Origin of the sequence: Halomonas sp. (assembly GCF_052095765.1) — a bacterium.
Taxonomy (GTDB): Bacteria; Pseudomonadota; Gammaproteobacteria; order Pseudomonadales; family Halomonadaceae; genus Halomonas.
On record NZ_JBQDJZ010000042.1, the window covers coordinates 1 to 21356 of the forward strand.

Sequence of the window (21356 nt, forward strand, 5' to 3'; positions counted from 1 at the left end):
CGTTGCCTGCAGCGGATGCGTACTTTATGACATCACTGAGAGGAGTGCAAGCCCTCTATCGAAATAAATTGTTGTCGGCTACTCATAAGCACGCACACCGCTACTTCCCTTTACTACCCTTCTTCTCTATTCCCCTGAGCCAGGGCTCAGATCACCAGCAAATCAAAAAACCGATGCACCGGCATTTGCTCCAGACGCTGCTGATCCGCGCAGGCGTCGATGATCCTCTCGCAGCGCTGCGGGGGAAAGCGCGTTGCCAGATTGCTTGAAAACTTGCCCTTGAGTACAGGTATGCCTTCGGCACGACGACGGCGGTGGCCTATCGGGTATTCAACTTCGATCCTGTCAGTCGACGTACCATCGCTGAAAAAGATCTGCATGGCGTTGGCAATGGAGCGCTTCTCAGGGTCCAGGTAGTCACGGGTATAGCGCGCTTCCTCAACCACCTCCATCTTGCTACGCAACTCATCAATCAACGGGTTCTCCGCGTGAAAGTCGTCTTCGTAATGCTCGGCGATCAGCTTACCAAAAATCAGTGGCACAGCAGTCATGTACTGCAGGCAGTGGTCACGATCAGCGGGATTGGCCAGCGCCCCCTCCTTGGAGATGATCCGAATCGCCGACTCGTGTGTCGTAATGACTATCCTATCGATCTCGTCGAGGCGGTCCTTGACCTGGGGGTGAAGCGTCACCGCTGCTTCGCAGGCGGTCTGGGAATGGAACTCTGCCGGAAATGACAGCTTGAACAGAATGTTTTCCATCACATAGGTACCAAAATCGCGCTGGAAGGAGAAGCGCCGATCAGCATCGGGCTTGAGCGCCTGATCCTTGTTGGTCTTGGTAAAAAGCACATCGTAGAAGCCCCACTGCGGAGCCGTAAGTGCGCCGGGCACACCCATCTCTCCGCGCAGGGCGATATCAGCCAAGCGCACAGCACGCGAGGTAGCATCCCCCGCCGCCCAGCTTTTACGAGACCCGGCATTGGGTGCGTGACGATAGGTGCGCAAGCTTTGGCCATCCACCCAGGCATGAGATAGCGCCGACAACAGCTGCTCGCGGTTGGCGCCCATCAACTTGGCTACTACCGCGGTGGAGGCCACCTTGACCAACACCACATGATCCAACCCTACCCGGTTGAAAGAATTATCCAGCGCCAGCACGCCCTGAATCTCGTGGGCCATGATCATGGCTTCGAGAACCTCACGCATGGTCAACGCAGCTTCACCCTGGGCCACACGCTGCTGGGACAAGTGATCAGCCACCGCCAATATGCCGCCCAGATTGTCCGAAGGATGACCCCATTCAGCGGCAAGCCAGGTATCGTTATAATCCAGCCAACGCACGATACAGCCAATATCCCAGGCTGCCTTGACTGGGTCGAGCCGGAAGGAGGTACCCGGCACCCGCGCCCCATGCGGCACCACGGTGCCTTCAACCAGTGGCCCCAGATGCTTGGTGCACTCGGGAAAGCGCAGCGCCAGCAGACCACAGCCCAGGGTATCCATCAGACAATAGCGGGCGGTCTCCAGCGCCTCGATGCTGTCGATATGGTAATCCAGAACATAGTCGGCAATTTTCTGCAGCTCGACGTCATAATCCGGACGAACGTTGGCTTCCACCGTTTTGGTCATGACTGCCTCCTGTGACTGCCCCAGAGCCTGGTCCCGTTAAATCCAGTGCGTAAAATCCAGAGCGTGAATGCAAAAACGCAAAGTGTCTGCTACCTGATCAAAATTAGCAGGTATCTCCCGGTACGCGCACCCAACCTTCCATGAGCACGCGAGCACTGCGACTCATCACCGCCTTGGCCACGTTCCACTGGCCGTTGGCCTGAGTGGCCTTGGCACCAACGCCCAAGGTGCCTGATGGGTGGCCAAACACGATACTATCGCGCTCGCCACTGCCGGCAGCTAAGTTGACCAAAGTGCCAGGAATTGCCGCCGCCGTACCAATGGCTACCGCGGCAGTGCCCATCATGGCGTGATGCAGCTGGCCCATGGACAGCGCCCTTACCAGCAGATCGATGTCCTCAGCACGCACCTCTGCGCCACTGGATGCTGTATAGCTGGCGGGCGGTGCCATGAAAGCAATCTTAGGCGTATGTTGCCGCTCGGCAGCCTGTTCCAGCCGCTCGATCAACCCCATGCGCAACGCCCCGTGTGCACGAATGGTCTCGAAGCGCGCCAACGCCTTGGGATCACCATTGATCGCGCCCTGCAGCTCGGTGCCGGTGTAACCGAGATCGGCAGCATTGACGAAGATCGTCGGAATGCCTGCGTTGATCATGGTCGCCTTAAGCACGCCACCTGCCACCACGTCATCCGGCACCTCCAGATCGTCGACCAACTGCCCGGTGGGGAAGATGGCGCCCTCACCGTCAGCGGGGTCCATGAATTCCACCGGAACCTCTGCCGCCGGGAAGGTCACGCCATCCAGCTCGAAGTCTCCTGTTTCTTGCACTTCGCCATCACGCATCGGAACACGTACTACGATGCTCTTGCCGATATTGGCCTGCCACACCCGCACCACGGCTTCACCGTTATCGGGAAGCCGCGCGGCGTCAACCAGGCCCGCAGCAATGGCGAAAGGCCCGACTGCCGCAGACAGGTTGCCGCAGTTGCCGCTCCAGTCGACGAAAGCACGGTCAATAGAGACCTGGCCAAACAGATAGTCGACGTCGTGATCGGGCTGAGTGCTGGGCGACAGGATCACCGTTTTACTGGTGCTCGAGGTCGCCCCGCCCATGCCGTCGACCTGCTTACCATAAGGGTCGGGGCTGCCGATCACCCGTAACAGCAGGCGATCTCGGGCTGCACCGGGAATCCGTGCGGCCTCGGGCAGGTCGTCAAGGCGAAAGAACACGCCCTTGCTGGTACCGCCACGCATGTAGGTGGCGGGAATCCGCATTTGACGCTGATGAGTCATACTCCCTCCTTAGGCTCAGGCGACGTCGCCAGTCTGCAGAAAGTCCTCGGCGAAGCGCTGTAGCACGCCACCGGCTTGATACACCGAGACCTCATCGGCGGTATCCAGTCGGCAGGTCACCGGCACTTCGACCACGTCACCATCGCGACGATGGATGATCAGTGTCATCTCACTGAGCGGCGAAATATCGCCTTCCACATCATAGATTTCACTGCCGTCGAGACCCAGCGTCAAACGCGTGGTACCCGGCTTGAACTCCAACGGCAGCACGCCCATGCCCACCAGGTTGGTACGGTGGATACGCTCGAAGCCTTCAGCAACAATCGACTCGACCCCAGCCAGGCGCACACCCTTGGCAGCCCAGTCACGCGAGCTGCCCTGCCCGTAGTCAGCACCGGCCACAATGATCAGCGGCTGTTTGCGCTCCATGTAGGTTTCGATAGCTTCCCACATGCGCGTCACTTCGCCCTCCGGCTCGATGCGTGCCAGCGAGCCCTGAATGACCTCACCCTTATCGTCCCGCACCATCTCATTGAGCAGCTTAGGGTTGGCAAAGGTCGCGCGCTGAGCGGTCAGGTGGTCGCCACGGTGGGTCGCGTAAGAGTTGAAGTCCTCTTCCGGCAGACCCATCTTCGCCAGATACTCACCCGCCGCACTAGAGGCCAGAATGGCGTTGGACGGCGACAGGTGGTCGGTGGTGATGTTGTCACCCAGCACTGCCAGCGGGCGCATGCCCTTGAGGCTGTTTTCCGTAACCAGATCGCCTTCCCAGTATGGTGGGCGGCGAATGTAGGTGCTCATCGGCCGCCAGTCGTACAGCGGGCTCTCGGCCTTCTCGATCTCACCGAGATCGAACATCGGGATGTATATCTGCTGGAACTGCTCGGGCTTGACGTGCTCTCCGACGATAGCGTCGATTTCTTCGTCGCTTGGCCACAAATCCTTGAGAGTAATCGGCTGACCATTGGCGTCAGTGCCCAGCGCATCCTGCTCGATGTCAAAACGCACGGTGCCGGCAATGGCATAAGCCACGACCAGTGGCGGCGAGGCCAGGAAAGCCTGCTTGGCGTAGGGGTGAATACGCCCATCGAAGTTGCGGTTACCCGACAGCACCGCAGTGGAATACAGGTCACGGTCGATGATTTCCTGCTGAATCTCAGGGTCCAGCGCACCGCTCATGCCGTTACAGGTGGTACAGGCGAAGCCGACGATGCCAAAGCCCAGCTTTTCCATCTCGCTCATCAGGCCCGCTTCTTCCAGATACAGCTGAGCGACCTTGGAGCCTGGGGCGAAGGACGACTTGACCCAAGGCTTGCGGATAAGGCCCAGCTCATTGGCCTTTTTCGCCACCAGTCCGGCAGCCACCACGTTGCGCGGGTTGCTGGTGTTGGTGCAGCTGGTGATGGCGGCGATGATCACCGCGCCATCGGGCATCAGGCCTTCGGTCTCTTCCCACTCGCCGGCCACGCCGCGCGCAGCAAGCTCATTGGTGGGCAGGCGGCGATGCGGGTTGGACGGCCCGGCCATGTTGCGCCCTACCGACGACAGATCGAACTCCAGCACGCGCTCGTACTTTACCTCACTGAGACTGTCCGCCCACAGGCCGGTAGTCTTGGCGTAGTGCTCAACCAATGCCACCTGCTCCGGCTCACGACCGGTCAGTTTGAGATAATCGATGGTCTGCTCATCGATATAGAACATGCCCGCCGAGGCACCAAACTCCGGCGTCATATTGGAAATGGTGGCACGGTCGCCGATGGTCAGGTCGCGCGCGCCTTCGCCGAAGAACTCCAGATAGGCCGACACCACTCGCTCATTGCGCAGAAATTCGGTAATCGCCAGCACGATATCAGTAGCAGTGATACCGGGCTGACGCTTGCCAGTGAGCTTGACGCCGACGATGTCGGGCAGACGCATCATCGACGGCCGCCCCAGCATGACGTTTTCAGCCTCAAGGCCACCCACGCCAATGGCAATGACGCCCAGGCAGTCGATGTGCGGCGTATGACTGTCAGTACCTACGCAGGTATCCGGGAAGGCGACTTTGAGGCCGCCCTTATCGGGACGCACCTGCACCACCGGCGACATCTTTTCCAGGTTGATCTGATGCATGATGCCGTTACCGGCGGGGATCACATCGACGTTCTCAAAGGCCGTCTTGGTCCATTCGATGAAGTGGAAGCGGTCTTCGTTACGACGGTCCTCGATGGCACGGTTCTTCTCGAAGGCATCTTCTTCAAAACCGCCGTGCTCGACGGCCAGCGAGTGATCGACGATCAGCTGGGTAGGCACCACCGGATTGACCTTGGACGGATCACCACCGCGCTCGGCGATGGCATCGCGCAGGCCGGCCAAATCGACCAGCGCCGTCTGGCCGAGGATGTCGTGGCAGACGACACGCGCCGGATACCAGGGAAAGTCCAGCTCGCGCTTGCCGTCAATAATCTGGCCAAGCGAGGCATCGCGCAGTTCAGGCTCACAGCGGCGCACCAGCTGCTCGGCCAGCACGCGCGAGGTATAGCTCAGGGTGTCATAGGCCCCCGGGCGGATCGCCTCGACTGCCGCGCGGGCGTCAAAGTAGTCCAACTCTGTGCCGGGAAGGCGTTTACGGAAATCAGTCATCATGGTCATGGTAAAGGTCTTCGCAAAGTGGGCCGATGGGCGGGCACCGAACAAGGCGGCGGCCTATCAGGCCGCCGCGGTCAGAGCACTCAGTCGCGCTGTTCGATGGGCACCCAGTCGCAGAACGCCGGGCCGGTGTAGTCGGCGCTGGGGCGAATAATGCGGTTGTTCTCGCGCTGCTCGAACACATGGGCACACCAGCCCGTCACCCGCGAACAGACAAAGATCGGCGTGAACAGCTTGGTGGGAATATCCATGAAGTGGTAAGCGCTGGCATGGAAGAAGTCCGCGTTGCAGAACAGTTTCTTTTCGCGCCACATCACCGCTTCGACACGCTCAGAAACCGGGTACAGCACCGTGTCACCCACGTCACCAGAGAGCTTCTTCGACCACTCCTTGATGATCTCGTTACGCGGATCGGACTCACGGTAGATCGCGTGGCCGAAGCCCATGATCTTCTCCTTGCGCTCGAGCATACCCATGATCTCGCGCTCAGCCTCTTCAGCAGAAGCCCAGTCCTCGATCATCGCCATAGCCGCTTCGTTGGCGCCACCATGCAGCGGCCCACGCAGCGAACCGATGGCGCCGGTCACGCAGGAGTGCATGTCAGACAGCGTCGAAGCACACACCCGCGCGGTAAAGGTCGAGGCGTTGAACTCGTGCTCGGCGTAAAGAATCAGCGAGACGTTCATCACCCGAGCATGCAGTTCGGAGGCTGGCTCGTCACGCAACAGGTGCAGGAAGTGGCCACCCACGGAGTCATCATCGGTTTCGGTATCGATCCGCACGCCGTCATGGCTGAAGCGATACCAGTAGCAGATGATTGAGGGCAGCGCCGCGAGCAGACGGTCAGACACATCCTGTTGCTCGTCAAAGCTCTGCTCGGTCTCGAGATTACCGAGCATCGAGGCACCGGTACGCATCACATCCATCGGATGGGCGTCAGCCGGAATCTGCTCGAGCACGGTCTTGAGCGCTTGGGGCAGTCCACGCATGCCTTTCAGCTTGGCAATATAACCGTCAAGTTCAGCCTGGTTCGGCAGCTTGCCCTTGAGCAGCAGGTAGGCCACTTCCTCGAACTTCGCCTTCTCGGCCAACTCCTTGATGTCATAACCGCGATAAGTCAGGCCGGAGCCGGTCTCCCCGACGGTGCATAGGGCTGTGCTGCCCGCACTCTGGCCACGCAGGCCAGCGCCACCGATAGTCTTCTCTGCCATGTCGTGTCTCCTTGTCTGTCACGTTTTGTCTGTTGTGCTTTGGCTAGCCGCCTCAGGCGTCGCTGCCCTTCTCGGCAAACAGCGCATCCAGCTTGTCTTCAAAAGTGTGGTAGCTGAGGAAATCGTACAGCTCATCGCGAGTCTGCATGTCCTCAATCACGTCACGCTGATGGCCGTTGTCATGAATGCTCTGATACACCTTGAGTGCGGCGGCGTTCATCGCCCGGAAAGCCGACAGCGGATAAAGCACCATCTGACAGCCCACATCGGCCAGCTCACGCTGGGAAAACAGCGGCGTGGCACCAAACTCGGTGATGTTGGCCAGGATTGGCGCATCCACACGCTCACAGAACGCCTGATAATCGTCCAGGGTGTGGACGGCCTCGGCGAAAATGGCATCAGCACCGGCATCGATACAAGCCTGGGCGCGCTCAATCGCGGCATCCAGCCCTTCCATCTGGAAGGCATCGGTACGGGCGATCAGGAAGAACTCCGGGTCGATACGCGCATCGGCAGCCGCCTTGATTCGGTCAGCCATTTCCTGCTGGCTGACGATGGCTTTGTTGGGGCGATGGCCGCAGCGTTTCTGGGCCACCTGATCTTCCAGGTGTACCGCGGCTACGCCGGCGCGCTGCATTTCCTTGACGGTGCGCGCAATGTTGAATGCGCCGCCCCAACCGGTGTCGATATCCACTAGCAGTGGCAGATCAGTAGCGCCGCAGATACGGTGCGCGTCCTCGACCACATCGTTCATGGTGGTCATGCCCAGGTCCGGCAGACCAAATGACGCGTTGGCCACGCCGCCGCCAGAGAGGTAGATCGCCTGATGGCCGACGCGCTCAGCCATCATCGCGGTATAAGCGTTGATGGTGCCGACAATCGGCAGCGGGCTGTTAGCGTTGAGTGCAGCGCGAAAGCGGGCGCCAGGAGTCTGTGATGTCATGGTGGTCTCCGATGGTTTGGGGCAGGTTCAGGGCCAGGCCAATATTCAGGTTCAGGCCTTGCCATCCTTCTCTAATGAAGCCGCATAGCGTTCAACGACGTTTTCCCGCGATGCGCTGACGTGGCGACGCATCAACAGTTCTGCCAACTCACCGTCTCCGGCTTCGATGGCATCGACAATACGATGGTGTTCGACAAAGGCGCGCTGTGGGCGCGACCCGCTGGCACTGAACTGGGTGCGATACATCCTGACAAGGTAATACAGGTCGTCACACAGCAGACCAACCAGCATGTGGTTATGGCTGCCCTTGACAATCTGGTAGTGGAAATCCAGATCACCTTCGCGCTGATAGTAAGCTTGGCCACTTCTCAGATCCGCCTGGCGCTCATGGACTGCCAGCACTTCGCGCAGCGCGGCAATTTCCGCCGCCGTCATATGCTCGGCGGCAAGCCTAGCAGCCATGCTCTCCAGCGCCTCGCGCACATCAAACAGCTCCAACAGCTCTTTCATCGAGAGCTTGATTACTCTGGCTCCCACATGAGGCACCCGCTCAATCAAGCGGTGTGCTTCCAGGCGGCGCATGGCCTCACGCAGCGGGCCACGCGAAATACCGTAGGTGCTGGACAGTCCCGGCTCAGTAATCTTGCTCCCCGGGGCCAGTTCACCACGTACAATGGCATCCTGCAGCTGCTGGAATACACGTTCGGCCAGGGTGCGGACTTCAGGATGACTCACAGGTTCGATCAGGGCATTTGGCATATTGATTGTCGACAATGTGTTCGTTATTGAACTCTAGTCTCCTACACCCCACCGGTCAACCCGACTGATGACGCACCTCTGTTACTCTTTGGTTGTAGTGGTTAACATTCCACCGACCCTTGTTGTCGACAATCATACAGAGCTACACTGCTGCCCCCCAACCTCTCAGTGGGGTAACACAACACAGGACAAGCCGCAGCAGGCCATCTAGAATGGCTCGCCTGTCGATAAAGGCTGCCCTGATGACAACCATCGAGATCACCCCTCTCCCCTATCACGCCACACCACTGGCGTATTTCTCTGCGCTGCGCCAGCGTCCGGATGCCGTATTACTGGACAGCGGTCGGCCTCAGGCCCCCGGCGGGCGCTACGACATCCTGAGCAGTGACCCTGTAGCAATGCTGGAGATTGACACAGCGGGCAAGGTGTCAGGCGTAGACGAGCTGGCCGACCTTTCACCGTTTGCCGCCCAGCAGGCCCTGCTTGACCGACTTACTGGTGCCTTACCACACAGCGAGCTACCTTTTCTGGGCGGTCTGATTGGCTACTGGGCCTACGACCTTGGACAGACTCCTAGAGCTACAACGCCACAGCCCTGCAGCATTCAACCGCTCAAACAACCCGACCTGCCCGCCAGCCGCGTGGGGCTTTACGACTGGGCACTGATTCAGGATCACCAGCGCCGTGAAAGCTGGCTAGTGGCCAGCGCCGAGCGGCGCCAGCAGGTCAACACCTGGCTGAGTGAGGCCGTGACGCCTGATAAGGCAGCGAAGCAGATACCTGACTCGCCCACAGACCACTTTCAACTAACCGGTGACTTTATTGCCGACCTGAGCCGGGAAGCCTATCTGACGCGCTTTGATCAGGTGCAGGAGTACATCCGCGCCGGCGACTGCTATCAGATCAACCTGGCCCAGCGCTTCAGCGCCCCTTATCGGGGCGACCCATGGCAGGCTTATCAGCTGCTGCGCCAGGCAACGCCAACGCCTTACGCCGGCTACCTGGCCTGGGGCGACAGCGCTGTCCTTTCACTATCTCCCGAGCGCTTCCTCCACTGTAGCGATGGACAGGTAGAGACACGACCGATCAAAGGCACCCGCCCGCGTGGCATAACCAGCCAGAACGATCTGGCGCTGGCCGACTCGCTCATTCATAGCGCCAAGGACCGCGCTGAAAACGTGATGATCGTAGATTTGCTGCGTAATGACCTGGGCCGGGTGTGCCGTATTGGTAGCGTACAGGTGCCACAGCTATGCGGCCTCGAGAGCTATGCCAATGTGCACCACCTGGTCAGCGTAGTGACCGGCCAACTGGCGGCAGGCCAGCGCCCACTGGACCTTCTGGCAGCGGCATTTCCTGGCGGCTCCATCACTGGGGCCCCCAAAGTACGTGCCATGCAGATTATCAACGAGCTGGAGCCTACATCACGCAGCGTCTACTGCGGCAGCCTCGGTTACGTCGACCGACGTGGCCACATGGACACGTCGATCGCCATTCGCACGGCTGTTCTGGATAGCGGCATGCTGCACTTGTGGGGTGGCGGCGGTCTGGTAGCCGACTCAGAGGGCGATGACGAGCATGCCGAGACACTGGATAAAATTCGCCACCTAATGGACGCACTGAGAAACAGAAATAACAAAAACACTTCTGATTTCCAAAAAGAATAATAACAAGGTAACAAAACGGTATTGGGGGAGGCGTGACGGTCTTTGCTAGGGTAACCGCATCGACAACTCAGGCTACGAGGCCTCCTATGACGCCCTTCGACCCGAATCACTTCGTTCTGGAAAATGATCGGCATTCACCCAAGGATATTCTTCGCGCAGCCTATGCGGCCTTTGGCGAGCTGACCCTGTCATTTTCCGGCGCCGAAGATGTAGTGCTGATCGATCTCGCGCTTAAGATTGCCCCCAAAAACGCCGTCAAGATATTTTCCCTGGACACCGGGCGCCTACATCCGGAAACCCTAGTGTTTTTGGAAACCGTGCGCGAGCACTATGCCATCGAGATTGATGTCCGCTACCCGGACAGCAACGCCCTACAGGCACTGGTGCGTGAAAAAGGGCTGTTCAGCTTCTATCGTGATGGCCACCAGCAATGCTGCGGCATTCGTAAGGTGGCACCGCTGCGCCAGCGTCTGGAAGGTCTGAGTGTCTGGGTCACCGGCCAGCGCCGCGACCAGAGCCCTGGCACTCGCTCCAGCCTGCAGATTGCCGAGCGTGATAACGCCTTTGGCAGCCCCGAGCAACCGCTACACAAGATCAACCCGCTAACCCACTGGACCAGCGCTGATGTCTGGAGCTACATTCAGATGTTTGAGGTGCCCTACAACCCGCTTCACCAACAGGGTTACACCAGCATCGGCTGCCAGCCCTGTACCCGGCCAACCCTGCCCGGGCAGCATGAGCGCGAAGGACGCTGGTGGTGGGAAGAGCAAGGTGGCAAAGAGTGCGGCCTGCATGCTGTCAGCCAGGTCAGCCCACAGGCTATTCCAATTGCTGCCGGCACCAGCTAGCCAGCTTTTCTCACAGTCCATCGAAAAGCAGCGGACACCCAACAAAAGGGTCCGCTGCTTTGATAGCAGTAACCATAAAACTCAGAACGTAGGTAACTCGATCCCGTCAAACAGATCGCGCTCATGGCGTGGTCCTGCAGACAGCGCCGCATCCACCAGATCGCGATCCAGGTGAGGTGCAAAGCCCTGCAGAAAGTCATACATGAAGCCACGCATGAAAGTGCCGCGACGAATGCCTATCTTAGTGGTCGAGCTGGCAAACAGGTGACTGGCATCCAACGCCACCAAATCGGTGTCCAGTTCCCGATCTACCGCCATGTCAGCGACGATGCCTACGCCCATACCCAGCCGGACATAAGTCTTAATGACGTCCGCATCAGCAGCTGTAAGCACCACGTTAGGGCTCAAACCCTCAGCATGGAAAGCGTCATCCAACTGGGAGCGCCCAGTAAACCCGAACACGTAGGTGACAATCGGATACTTGGCCAGGGAGGCAAGGCTCAGCGTCGCTTCACTGGCCAGCGGGTGGTCACGCGGCACCAGCACACAGCGATTCCAGCGATAACACGGCATCAACACCAGATCACTGAACAGCTCGAGCGATTCGGTGGCAATGGCGAAATCCGCCTGCCCTTCGCTGACCATATGCGCGATCTGGCGCGGCGTGCCCTGTTGCATATGCAGCGCCACCTCAGGATAGCTGCGGGTAAAGTTGCTGATCACCGGCGGCAACGCATAACGGGCCTGAGTGTGGGTGGTGGCGATCGACAGGCTACCGCGACTCTCGTCACTGTACTCCTGGGCCACATGCTTGATGTTTTCTGTCAGGCGCAACACCTGGGCAGCCAGTTCGATGATCGATTCACCTGCCGGAGTGACGCGGCTGAGGTGCTTGCCGCTGCGCGCAAATATCTCGACGCCCAACTCATCCTCCAGCAACCGGACCTGTTTGGAGATCCCCGGCTGAGAGGTATAAAGGCTCTTGGCAGTCGCCGATACGTTCAGGTTGTTGCGAGAGATTTCCCAGATATACTTCAGCTGTTGGAGCTTCATGCGCGTACCGTCCCTGCTATCGCCACCTTGCAAAAGTGTTGGTGCGAAAATTTATTAAGTGATAAGAAACGACATATAAATCACTATATAGCATAACAGGGCATACCTAAACAGCGGTTTCTTCAACACCCTGCTATAGCCAAGCATTTGCCAGCCAGTCAGGTGAACGATAACATCGGTCACCACACGGGCTTTAACATAGGCTTGTTAGGTGTGCCTAAACTCAACGCTCGATAAAGTGCAACGCTGTAACTGGAGAACCCCATGGCCAATAATGTCGATGTCACCAACACCAACTTCGAGCAAGAAGTACTCAATGCTGAAACTCCCGTATTGCTGAAGTTCTGGGCCCCCTGGTGCGGACCTTGCAAAGCCATGACCCCGGTGGTGGAAGAAGTCGCTGAAGAGCGTCAAGACAGCATCAAGGTGGTCAGCATCAACGTAGACGACGCTCCGGAAATCGCCGCAGAACAAGGCGTGCGTGGCGTCCCCACAGTCGTACTGTTCAAGTCTGGAGCCAAGGTTGCGTCACTGGTCGGCGCTCAGAAGAAGAACCAGCTGAGCCAGTTTATCGACCAGAACCTGTAACTGTCACCGGTGCATCCCGCGCTGGTAGATTCAGTCAAAGGACAAAGACATCGCGCCCTCGAGCCACTGGCTCGAGGGCGCGATGTCTTATTCAAATCTTATATCAGCATTCAAGCCTCATGCAGGCAGCCCAGATGATGATCGCTAGCCCGAACCATTCGGTGCCAAGCCTTCCCGAGATCCCAGCAAGCGCGCCAGCCAGATGGTCTGGGGGTGGCTTTCCAGAGCAATCTTCAAAGTCATGGTGAGCACCACCGACAGCAGCATGCCTGCCGTACCAAAAATCCAGCCCCATACCACCAGCGAAAGAAACGCTACAAAGGTCGACAGCCCCAAGGCCCGCCCCATGATGCGCGGCTCCACCAGGTTGCCCATCACCACATTGATCACCAGGTAAGCACCGGCGAGTATCAGTGCCTTGAGCGCCCCACTCTCCGGCGACACCATCATCAGCAGTACTGGCGGCACTGCTGCCATGGCCGAACCGATGTTCGGGATATAATTGAGCGCGAAAGCCAGCACCGCCCACAGCAGCGGAAATTCGGAGCCTGTCAGCAGGCAAGCAAGCCATACCAACGCCCCAGTGGCCAGGCTAACTAGCGTCTTGACCGCCAGGTAGCGCTTCAGCGTATGGTTAAACTGGCTGAAACGGCGCAGGCTCGGAGCCGGGTTATCCAGCGCATGGGCAATTTTGTCCGGAAAGTTAAGCATCTCAAACAGTAGAAACACTACCAGCAACGACACCAGCAAGCTCTGGACCAACAGCCCCCCCATCTGACTGAGCAGCTCTGGCAACCAGGCCACCAGTTTTGCAATATCCATTTCTCCGGCTACCCAGTCAGCGTCGATATCCAAGCCCATGCCCGACAGGTGAGTCAGCACGGAGTAGTAATATTCCTGAAGTGTCTTCTGAATGCCCGGCAACTCATCCGTAAAGGTACCCACGCTGTTAACCAGCAGAAAAGCCAACAGGGAAACCAGCACACTAAGCACGACCAGAGTCAGCCACACCGCCAGCCGCTGGTGGACGCCCCTGCGCTGCAAGGCATGAATGGGCGCACTGCAGACCACTGCAATGAACAGCGACAGCAAAACCGGCACCAGCAAGTCGGCGCCGGCACGCATACCGGCCACAATCACTACCAACGCAGCCAGTGTCAGCATCAGGTTCAGGGGAACCGTAGCGTGTTGTTTCTCATCAGGGCGGGTCATCGCAACAGGCTCCATCGTTTGGCGACCCCCATGATGCCGACTCCCGACGTGCGCCACAACGCTGTTCGCAGCCTAAGCGCTGAAACCGGTCCTGTCGGGCTCCCCGATGGAACCTACTGACTGTGAGCAGCTCGAAGAGCTGTCTCTCTTCGCGAAAAGGAAAATGCCATGTTGTCTGTTGCCACTCGCCCACTGTTAAGCGCTGGCCTGCTAGCTGCCCTGTTGAGCTCACCGTTGAACGCTTCGTCAGCCTGGGCAAGCAGTGAGCCCGGCCCTCGCCTGCTAGATGTCCAAGCACGCGCCGAGCAGCAGGTCGTGCCTGACAAAGCCACCCTCTCCGCCCGGCTGTGGGAACGCACCCCGGCCACAGCCCAACGCGATGATACCCAGGCTAATCCGGAGGCATTGACCAAGGCCCGCACGCGCCTGGAAGAGCGTGCCCGCAACTTGATCCAGCGCATCGAGGCGGCTGGATTAAGCCGTGATGCCATAAAGGCCGGATCGTTGAACATTCAGCCAGAAACCATCTATGAACCTTCCGGCAAAGACGCACAGCAAAACACCCCAATGGTGCGCACACGCATTGAACGGCCTTTCGAAATTGAAATAACCGACCTGGATAAGCTGCCGACCATATTGGACTCCCTTACCGAGGCCGGCGTAAACGTTATGGACGGCATCAGCTATGACTTAACCGACCGTCAAGCGGTCAGCGATGAAACCCTGACCATGGCGCTGGAGCGCGCGCGTGACAAGGCCGAGCTGATGTCCAGCACCCTTGGTGTCACCTTGGGCCCAGTGCATGGCATCACCGAACAACAAGCCCCCAACTATCAGCCGCGCATGATGTCCATGGCCAGTGACGCCATGGAAAACAGCGGCAGCGCCGAGTATCGTCCTGGCACCATCACCCTGGAAGCTACTGTCAATGTGAGCTGGGAGATCGGCGAGCAGCCATAAGCCGGCACGCCATCTTCCTCATGAAAACGAACACCCCCGGCCAACCTGCGTTGACCGGGGGTGTCTGCTATGGCTATCGCGAGCGGCTTATCGCTGGACGTTGATCGTCTCGACGCCGCCCATATAACCGCGCAACGCTTCGGGCACATTGATTGAACCATCGGCACTCTGGTGGTTTTCCATCACTGCCACCAAACAACGCCCCACCGCCAAGCCTGAGCCATTCAACGTATGCAGCAAACGCGGCTTCTTGTCGTCCGGGTGACGGAAGCGGGCCTGCATGCGTCGCGCCTGAAAATCTTCGCAGTTGGAGACCGAGGAAATCTCGCGGTAGGTCTGCTGGCTTGGCATCCAGACTTCCAGATCGTAGGTCTTGGCCGCACCAGCTCCCATGTCGCCAGTACACAGAGTAACCACGCGGTAAGGCAACTCCAGCGCCTGAAGGATCGCCTCAGCGTGACCGCGCATTTCTTCCAGCGCCGCATAGCTGGTGTCCGGATCAACCAACTGCACCATCTCGACCTTCTCGAACTGGTGCTGGCGGATCATGCCGCGGGTATCGCGACCGTGAGATCCCGCCTCACTGCGAAAACAGGGCGTATGAGCGGTCAGGCGCATCGGCAACTGGCGATAGTCGAGAATTTCGTCCCGGGCGAAGTTGGTCAGCGGTACTTCAGAGGTGGGAATCAGATAATAGCCACGCTCATCGGTCAGCTGGAACAGGTCTTCACCGAACTTGGGCAGTTGGCCGGTGCCGAATAGCGAGTCTGCATTGACCATGTAGGGCACGTAGCACTCTTCATAACCGTGTTCCAGCGTCTGCTTGTCGAGCATAAACTGGATCAGCGCCCGATGCATGCGCGCAATCGGCCCGCGCATTACCGCAAAACGCGCACCGGTGAGCTTGGCCGCCAGATCAAAATCGAGATCGCCGTTCTGCGCCCCCAGATCAACGTGATCACGCACGTCAAAATCCAGAGTTTTCGGCGTGCCCCAGCGGTGCAGCTCAACGTTGTCGTTCTCATCGCGCCCTTCAGGTACGTCAGCATGGGGCAGATTGGGAATGCCGGAGACAATATCGTCCCACTCGAGCTGAACTTCTGCGAGCCGAGCTTTGGCTGCGTTCAGCCGTTCGCCGAGATCGCTGACCTCATCCAGCAATGGCTGGATATCCTCGCCCGCGGCCTTGGCTTTGCCAATGGCCTTCGAGCGGGTATTACGCTCCCCCTGCAACTGCTCAGTATCAGCCTGCAGCTCACGCCGCCGGGACTCCAGTGCCGACAGTTGCCCAGTATCAAGCGTGAAGCCCCGTGTGGCTAGTCGTTGGGCAACCCCATCGAGGTCGCTGCGCAGCAGTTTTGGATCGAGCATGATATCCAGTCCATAACAGTGTGAAAAACAGTGTAAAACGGAAAACCCAAAGGTCAGCCATTGTAGCAAAAGGGCACCACTTCGCCACGCACTGAGATGCGCCCGACGGCCAATACGCGGTAGAGTATAGGTCTTCCTAGCCTAAACATGCCCGAATGCGCGGCAGCGACTGTGACCAAACGCCAACCATGATCGCACGACTGGACTCTCACCAAACGAACACCGATGCGCACTATCTGCGCTTTCTAACCGCACTCAGGGACACCGGCTTTGAGGGCGAGATCGCCCCATCGCTAGCCGACCGCACGGTGCTAGCGACCGACAACTCGATCTACCAACGTCTACCCCAAGCCGTAGTTTACCCCCATGACGCTGATGACCTTGAGCGCCTCGCACGGCTGGCCGGGCACGACGAGTTCCGCAGTATCGTTCTCACACCGCGCGGCGGCGGCACCGGTACCAACGGCCAATCGCTAACCGATGGGGTAGTGGTTGATGTCTCCCGCCACATGAATGCCATTCTCGACATCGATGTCGAAAACCACCGGGTGCGGGTGCAGGCCGGCGTAGTCAAGGATCAGCTCAATGCGGCCCTCAAGCCCCACGGGCTGTTCTTCGCACCTGAGCTTTCGACCTCCAACCGCGCCACCATCGGCGGCATGATCGCCACCGATGCCAGCGGCCAGGGCAGCTGTGAATACGGCAAGACCCGCGATCACGTGTTGGAGCTCGACAGCGTATTGCTGGGCGGCGAGCGCCTGCACAGCCGCCCTGTCGATGAAGACGAGCTGGACAACCTGTGTGCGCGCAACGATCAGGTCGGCCGGGTGTATCGTCGGGCACGACGCATCATCGACAGCGAGCGCGAGCGTATCGCGGCGATCTTTCCGCCGCTCAACCGCTGCCTGACCGGCTATGATTTGGCCCACCTGAGAACACCTGACGGCAAGTTCGACCTCAACAGCGTGCTGTGCGGTGCCGAAGGCTCTTTGGCGTTTACCAACGAAGCCGTGCTTAACGTGCTGCCGATTCCAGCCCACTCGACGTTGGTCAATGTGCGCTACGCGGGCTTCATGGATGCGCTACGCGACGCCCGGGCGCTGATGGCAAGCGGCGGCTCTTCACAAACCCTGCCGCAGGTACGCCCGACCTCGATTGAAACCGTCGACAGCAAGGTGCTGGGTCTGGCCATGCAGGATGTGGTGTGGGATGGCGTGGCCGAATTTTTTCCCAGCGCCGGCCCTGATGCTCCAGCCACCGCCGGTATCAACCTGGTTGAATTCAACGACGACGACCCCGAACAGCTGGCCAAGCGGGTCGACGCCTTCTGCGCGCATCTCGAAAGCGATACAAGCGTCACCCGGTTAGGTTACACCTTGGCCGAAGGTCGTGAGCAGATCACCCGCGTCTACGCCATGCGCAAGCGTGCCGTGGGCCTGCTGGGCAATGTGCAGGGCGAGAAACGCCCGATTCCGTTCGTTGAAGACACCGCCGTGCCGCCGGAACACCTGGCCGACTTCATTGCCGAGTTCCGCGCCCTGCTCGACGCCCACGGTCTGGAGTACGGCATGTTCGGCCATGTCGATGCCGGGGTGCTGCATGTGCGTCCGGCCATCGACATGAAAGACCCGGCCCAGGAAGTGCTGATTCGCGAGGTCTCTGACGAAGTCGCCGCGCTGACGCAGAAATATCACGGTCTGCTGTGGGGCGAGCACGGTAAAGGCATACGCTCGGAATACGCGCCAGAATTTTTTGGCGAACTGTACCCCAGCCTGCAACGGCTGAAAGCCGCCTTTGATCCGCATAACCAGCTGAACCCGGGCAAGATCGCCACACCGCTGTCTATCCGGCCCGAAGATACCGCCGAGGCAACATCTTCTACGCGCAGTGATGATGAACAACCCGTCAAGTGGGTTGATGCTGGTCTGCTGACCATCGACGGCGTGCCAACTCGCGGCCAATTCGATCGTCAGATCGACGAGCGGGTCTGGCAAGCCCATGCGGCCACGGTTTACTGCAACGGCAACGGCGCCTGCTACAACTACGACCCCGGTGACGCCATGTGCCCATCGTGGAAGGCCACACGAGACCGCATCCACTCTCCCAAGGGTCGTGCCAGCCTGATTCGTGAATGGCTGCGCCTGCAGGGGCACGCCGGGGTCGATCTGATGGAGGTATCTCGGGCTCAGCAGGCCGGCGGCATCTGGGGCACCCTCAAGCACTTGCCCAAGCGCACCCTGAACACTCTGCGCCGTAGCCGCGATGATGACTTTTCCCACCAGGTCTACGATGCCATGGCCGGCTGCCTGGCGTGCAAGTCGTGCGCTGGCCAGTGCCCAGTAAAGGTCAATGTGCCGGACTCTCGCGCGCAGTTTCTTGAGGTCTACCACGGCCGCTACTTGCGCCCGGCGCGGGACTACCTGATCGGCAGCCTGGAATTCATGGTGCCGACATTGTCACACATCGCACCGCTATATAACGCTGCCATGCGCAATCGTCTGGTATCACGGCTGATGGCTGGGCCAGTCGGCATGGTCGACAGCCCGACGCTGTCGCGGGCCAAGCTGACCCGCCAGCTCAAGGCCTGGGGTGTGACGACGGCCACTCCCACTTCGCTTGGCCAGCTCAGCGAGGCCCAACGCGCCCGCAGTGTGGTGCTGGTACAGGACGCCTTTACCAGCTACTTCGAGTCAAAACTGGTGATGGATATCGTCGAGCTGCTGGGCCGCCTCGACATCCGTGTGTTCGTCGCGCCCTTCTCACCCAACGGCAAACCGCTACAGGTGCAGGGCTTTCTTGGTGCCTTCCAGCGCACCGCAGAAAAGCAGGCCAAGCGGCTCAAAATGCTGGCCGATTGCGGCGTACCGCTGGTCGGCATCGATCCGGCCATGACCCTGACGTACCGCCAGGAGTATGTAAAAGCGCTGGGAGAAAGCGCCGTGCCTGAGGTGCAACTGCTCAGCGAGTGGCTGCTACCGCTGGCCCCGCAGCTGGGCATTGATGTGACGGCTGGCAAACACGCCATCAACGACCCCGCCTATCGGCTGCTGGCCCACTGCACTGAAAAGACCAACGCGCCGGGCACGCCCAAACAGTGGCAGCAGCTGTTCGCCGCCTTTGGTCTTGAGCTTGAGATCGTCGCCACCGGCTGCTGCGGCATGTCCGGCACCTACGGTCACGAAGCGCGCAATATCGAAACATCAAAGACCATCTACGCTCAGTCCTGGCAGCCTTTGGTAGAAGCCCCTGACAACGCCGGACGCCTGCTGGCCACCGGCTATTCCTGCCGCAGCCAGACCCAGCGGCTGTCTGACGCCCAACTGGCCCATCCGCTGCAGGGGCTGCTGAATGCACTAAAGCGCAGCAGCTGAGCCGGCAAACTCATCGTATTGAGTTGTAACGACAGCGGGCGACCTGGCTTGAACCTGGGCCGCCCGCTGTCGTTTAGTCCGTTGCTATCCACGGTCAGTACGCTTGCTGACACCTAGAAAAATAGGCGACGCAGCTCCTCACCGGGGTTTTTCTGCCGCATGAAAGCCTCACCGACCAAGAAACCGTTGACGCCATTTTCACGCATGCGCAACACGTCGGCACTGGTGTGAATGCCCGATTCGGTAATCACCGTGATGCCTGTCGGTATGCGCTTGAGCAAATCAAGCGTCGTTTCAAGCCGTGTATCGAAAGTATGCAAGTCGCGGTTGTTGATACCCACCATATCAATACCCAGCGTCAGTGCACGCTCCAGCTCGCTGGCATCGTGCACTTCAACCAGCACGTCCATGCCCAGCGCCCCAGCCTGGGCATTCAGGTCGGTCAGACGTGCATCATCCAGTGCGGCAACAATCAACAAGATGCAGTCGGCACCGATGGCACGCGCCTCGCTGACCTGGTAACCGTGACTGATAAAATCCTTGCGAATCACCGGTAGCGAGCAGGCGTCACGCGCCTCGATCAGAAAGTCTTCGTGGCCCTGGAAGAAGTCTGCATCGGTCAACACTGACAGGCAAGTCGCGCCGCCAGCGGCATACTGCTGGGCGATCTCGGCGGGGTAGAAGTCTTCACGGATCACACCCTTGGACGGAGACGCCTTCTTGATTTCGGCGATGATGGCCGGATCATGCTCGGCGATGCGCGCCTCAAGTGCCGCCACAAAGCCACGCGGCGATGACTGCTTCGCAGCCCTATTCAGCAGTTCAGCCTCACTGACCATACGGCGACGCTCGGCAACCTCTTCATCCTTGCGCGCCATGATACGGGTCAGGATAGTGGGGAGTTGTTCTGAAGTGCTCATCTTGCCCTCCTCGGGCCGATCACTGGGCAAACACACGGGTAAAGTAGGAAAGCTCCCTGAGCTTCTCCAGCGGGAGTTTCGAAGCCTGGGCATCCTGCGCCATGGCCACACCTTCCTTGAAGCTGTCGGCTACACCGGATACATAGAGTGCGCCGCCGGCATTCATCGCCACGATATCTGCCGCCGGCCCTTCACCGGCCAACGCCTGCTCGACCAGCTTCAGACTGCCTTCGGCAGAGTCGACTTTGAGCGCGTCCAGCGCTTGGCGTTCAATGCCGAAGTCTTCCGGCGCAATGCGATACTGATGAATCTCACCATCCTTGAGCTCAGCCACCTGAGTGGGGACGGCCAGAGAAATTTCATCGAGGCCGTCTTCGGCATACACCACCAGCACATGGCGGCTGCCGAGCCGACGCAACACTTCCGCCATCAACGGTACCAGCTCGGCGGAATACACGCCCAGTAGCTGGTTGGGCGCTTTCGCTGGATTGGTCAGCGGGCCAAGGATGTTGAACAGTGTGCGCACGCCCATTTCGCGCCGCGGGCCGATGGCATGGCGCATGGCCGGGTGATGGTTGGGAGCAAACATGAAGCCCACCCCAACTTCTTCAATACAGCGTCTGACTTGCTCAACTTGCAAGTCCAACACGATGTCCGCTGCAGCAAACAGGTCGGCACTGCCCGAGGCCGACGATACGCCTCGCCCACCGTGTTTGGCCACATGGGCACCACCAGCGGCAGCCACAAAACTAGCCGCGGTGGACACATTGAACAGGTTGGCTCCGTCGCCGCCAGTGCCGACAATATCCACGATGTTGTCACAGCTCAGCGGCACTTCTTTCATCAACTCACGCATGACACTGGCCGCCGCACTGATTTCCTCTGCGGTTTCGCCTTTCA

Annotated in this window: 16 protein-coding genes; 5 read left to right on the plus strand and 11 right to left on the minus strand. The window is 59.4% G+C overall.

The genetic code is table 11. The annotated features are described in order from the left end of the window. Positions 1 to 146: 146 nt before the first annotated feature. The 6 genes from prpD to ACTH3D_RS07175 all read right to left on the minus strand — a co-directional run bounded on the left by prpD (position 147) and on the right by ACTH3D_RS07175 (position 8466). Entirely contained in the window at positions 147 to 1631 is a 1485-nt protein-coding gene (gene prpD, locus ACTH3D_RS07150) for a 2-methylcitrate dehydratase (protein WP_441666377.1), read from the minus strand. Between the two features lie 103 nt (positions 1632 to 1734). Then, positions 1735 to 2925: a 2-methylaconitate cis-trans isomerase PrpF gene (gene prpF, locus ACTH3D_RS07155; RefSeq protein ID WP_441666378.1), complete on the minus strand. Its 1191-nt coding sequence runs from the start codon at positions 2923 to 2925 to the stop codon at positions 1735 to 1737. A gap of 15 nt (positions 2926 to 2940) precedes the next feature. Beyond that, on the minus strand, positions 2941 to 5550 hold the full coding sequence (gene acnD, locus ACTH3D_RS07160) for a Fe/S-dependent 2-methylisocitrate dehydratase AcnD (protein ID WP_441666391.1): 2610 nt from the start codon (positions 5548 to 5550) through the stop codon (positions 2941 to 2943). 86 nt (positions 5551 to 5636) lie between these two features. After that, positions 5637 to 6764 carry a bifunctional 2-methylcitrate synthase/citrate synthase gene (gene prpC / locus ACTH3D_RS07165; protein ID WP_441666379.1) on the minus strand — a complete coding sequence of 376 codons (1128 nt, stop codon included), beginning with the start codon at positions 6762 to 6764 and terminating at the stop codon, positions 5637 to 5639. Between the two features lie 52 nt (positions 6765 to 6816). Then, on the minus strand, positions 6817 to 7707 hold the full coding sequence (prpB, locus tag ACTH3D_RS07170) for a methylisocitrate lyase (RefSeq protein ID WP_441666380.1): 891 nt from the start codon (positions 7705 to 7707) through the stop codon (positions 6817 to 6819). Between the two features lie 51 nt (positions 7708 to 7758). Further along, positions 7759 to 8466, minus strand: coding sequence for a GntR family transcriptional regulator (locus ACTH3D_RS07175; RefSeq protein WP_441666381.1), 708 nt, complete (start codon positions 8464 to 8466; stop codon positions 7759 to 7761). A gap of 239 nt (positions 8467 to 8705) precedes the next feature. On the opposite strand from ACTH3D_RS07175, the gene pabB reads away from it, so the two are divergent. Next, positions 8706 to 10133 (plus strand): aminodeoxychorismate synthase component I, encoded by a 1428-nt coding sequence (pabB, locus tag ACTH3D_RS07180; RefSeq protein WP_441666392.1) that lies wholly within the window; start codon positions 8706 to 8708, stop codon positions 10131 to 10133. 86 nt (positions 10134 to 10219) lie between these two features. After that, entirely contained in the window at positions 10220 to 10981 is a 762-nt protein-coding gene (locus tag ACTH3D_RS07185; RefSeq protein ID WP_441666382.1) for a phosphoadenylyl-sulfate reductase, read from the plus strand. An 81-nt stretch (positions 10982 to 11062) separates the two neighbouring features. Here ACTH3D_RS07185 and cysB read toward each other — a convergent pair whose 3' ends face one another. Further along, positions 11063 to 12034, minus strand: coding sequence for an HTH-type transcriptional regulator CysB (cysB, locus tag ACTH3D_RS07190; protein WP_441666383.1), 972 nt, complete (start codon positions 12032 to 12034; stop codon positions 11063 to 11065). A 264-nt stretch (positions 12035 to 12298) separates the two neighbouring features. On the opposite strand from cysB, the gene trxA reads away from it, so the two are divergent. Continuing rightward, positions 12299 to 12622 carry a thioredoxin gene (gene trxA, locus ACTH3D_RS07195; RefSeq protein WP_441666384.1) on the plus strand — a complete coding sequence of 108 codons (324 nt, stop codon included), beginning with the start codon at positions 12299 to 12301 and terminating at the stop codon, positions 12620 to 12622. 144 nt (positions 12623 to 12766) lie between these two features. Here the strand turns inward: trxA and ACTH3D_RS07200 are convergent, their stop codons facing one another. Further along, a complete protein-coding gene (locus tag ACTH3D_RS07200; RefSeq protein ID WP_441666385.1) occupies positions 12767 to 13834 on the minus strand; it encodes an AI-2E family transporter in 1068 nt (355 codons plus the stop codon). 168 nt (positions 13835 to 14002) lie between these two features. Here ACTH3D_RS07200 and ACTH3D_RS07205 point away from each other — a divergent pair, with 168 nt between their 5' ends. After that, entirely contained in the window at positions 14003 to 14794 is a 792-nt protein-coding gene (locus ACTH3D_RS07205; protein ID WP_441666386.1) for an SIMPL domain-containing protein, read from the plus strand. 87 nt (positions 14795 to 14881) lie between these two features. Here the strand turns inward: ACTH3D_RS07205 and serS are convergent, their stop codons facing one another. After that, positions 14882 to 16165 carry a serine--tRNA ligase gene (serS, locus tag ACTH3D_RS07210; RefSeq protein ID WP_441666387.1) on the minus strand — a complete coding sequence of 428 codons (1284 nt, stop codon included), beginning with the start codon at positions 16163 to 16165 and terminating at the stop codon, positions 14882 to 14884. Positions 16166 to 16353: 188 nt separating this feature from the next. Here serS and ydiJ point away from each other — a divergent pair, with 188 nt between their 5' ends. After that, entirely contained in the window at positions 16354 to 19536 is a 3183-nt protein-coding gene (gene ydiJ, locus ACTH3D_RS07215) for a D-2-hydroxyglutarate dehydrogenase YdiJ (protein ID WP_441666388.1), read from the plus strand. A gap of 113 nt (positions 19537 to 19649) precedes the next feature. Here the strand turns inward: ydiJ and trpC are convergent, their stop codons facing one another. Both trpC and trpD read right to left on the minus strand, forming a co-directional pair. Then, complete coding sequence (gene trpC, locus ACTH3D_RS07220; RefSeq protein WP_441666389.1) at positions 19650 to 20456, minus strand: indole-3-glycerol phosphate synthase TrpC; 807 nt, start codon at positions 20454 to 20456, stop codon at positions 19650 to 19652. Positions 20457 to 20475: 19 nt separating this feature from the next. Further along, a partial coding sequence (gene trpD, locus ACTH3D_RS07225; protein ID WP_441666390.1) for an anthranilate phosphoribosyltransferase occupies positions 20476 to 21356 on the minus strand: 881 nt, incomplete at its 5' end.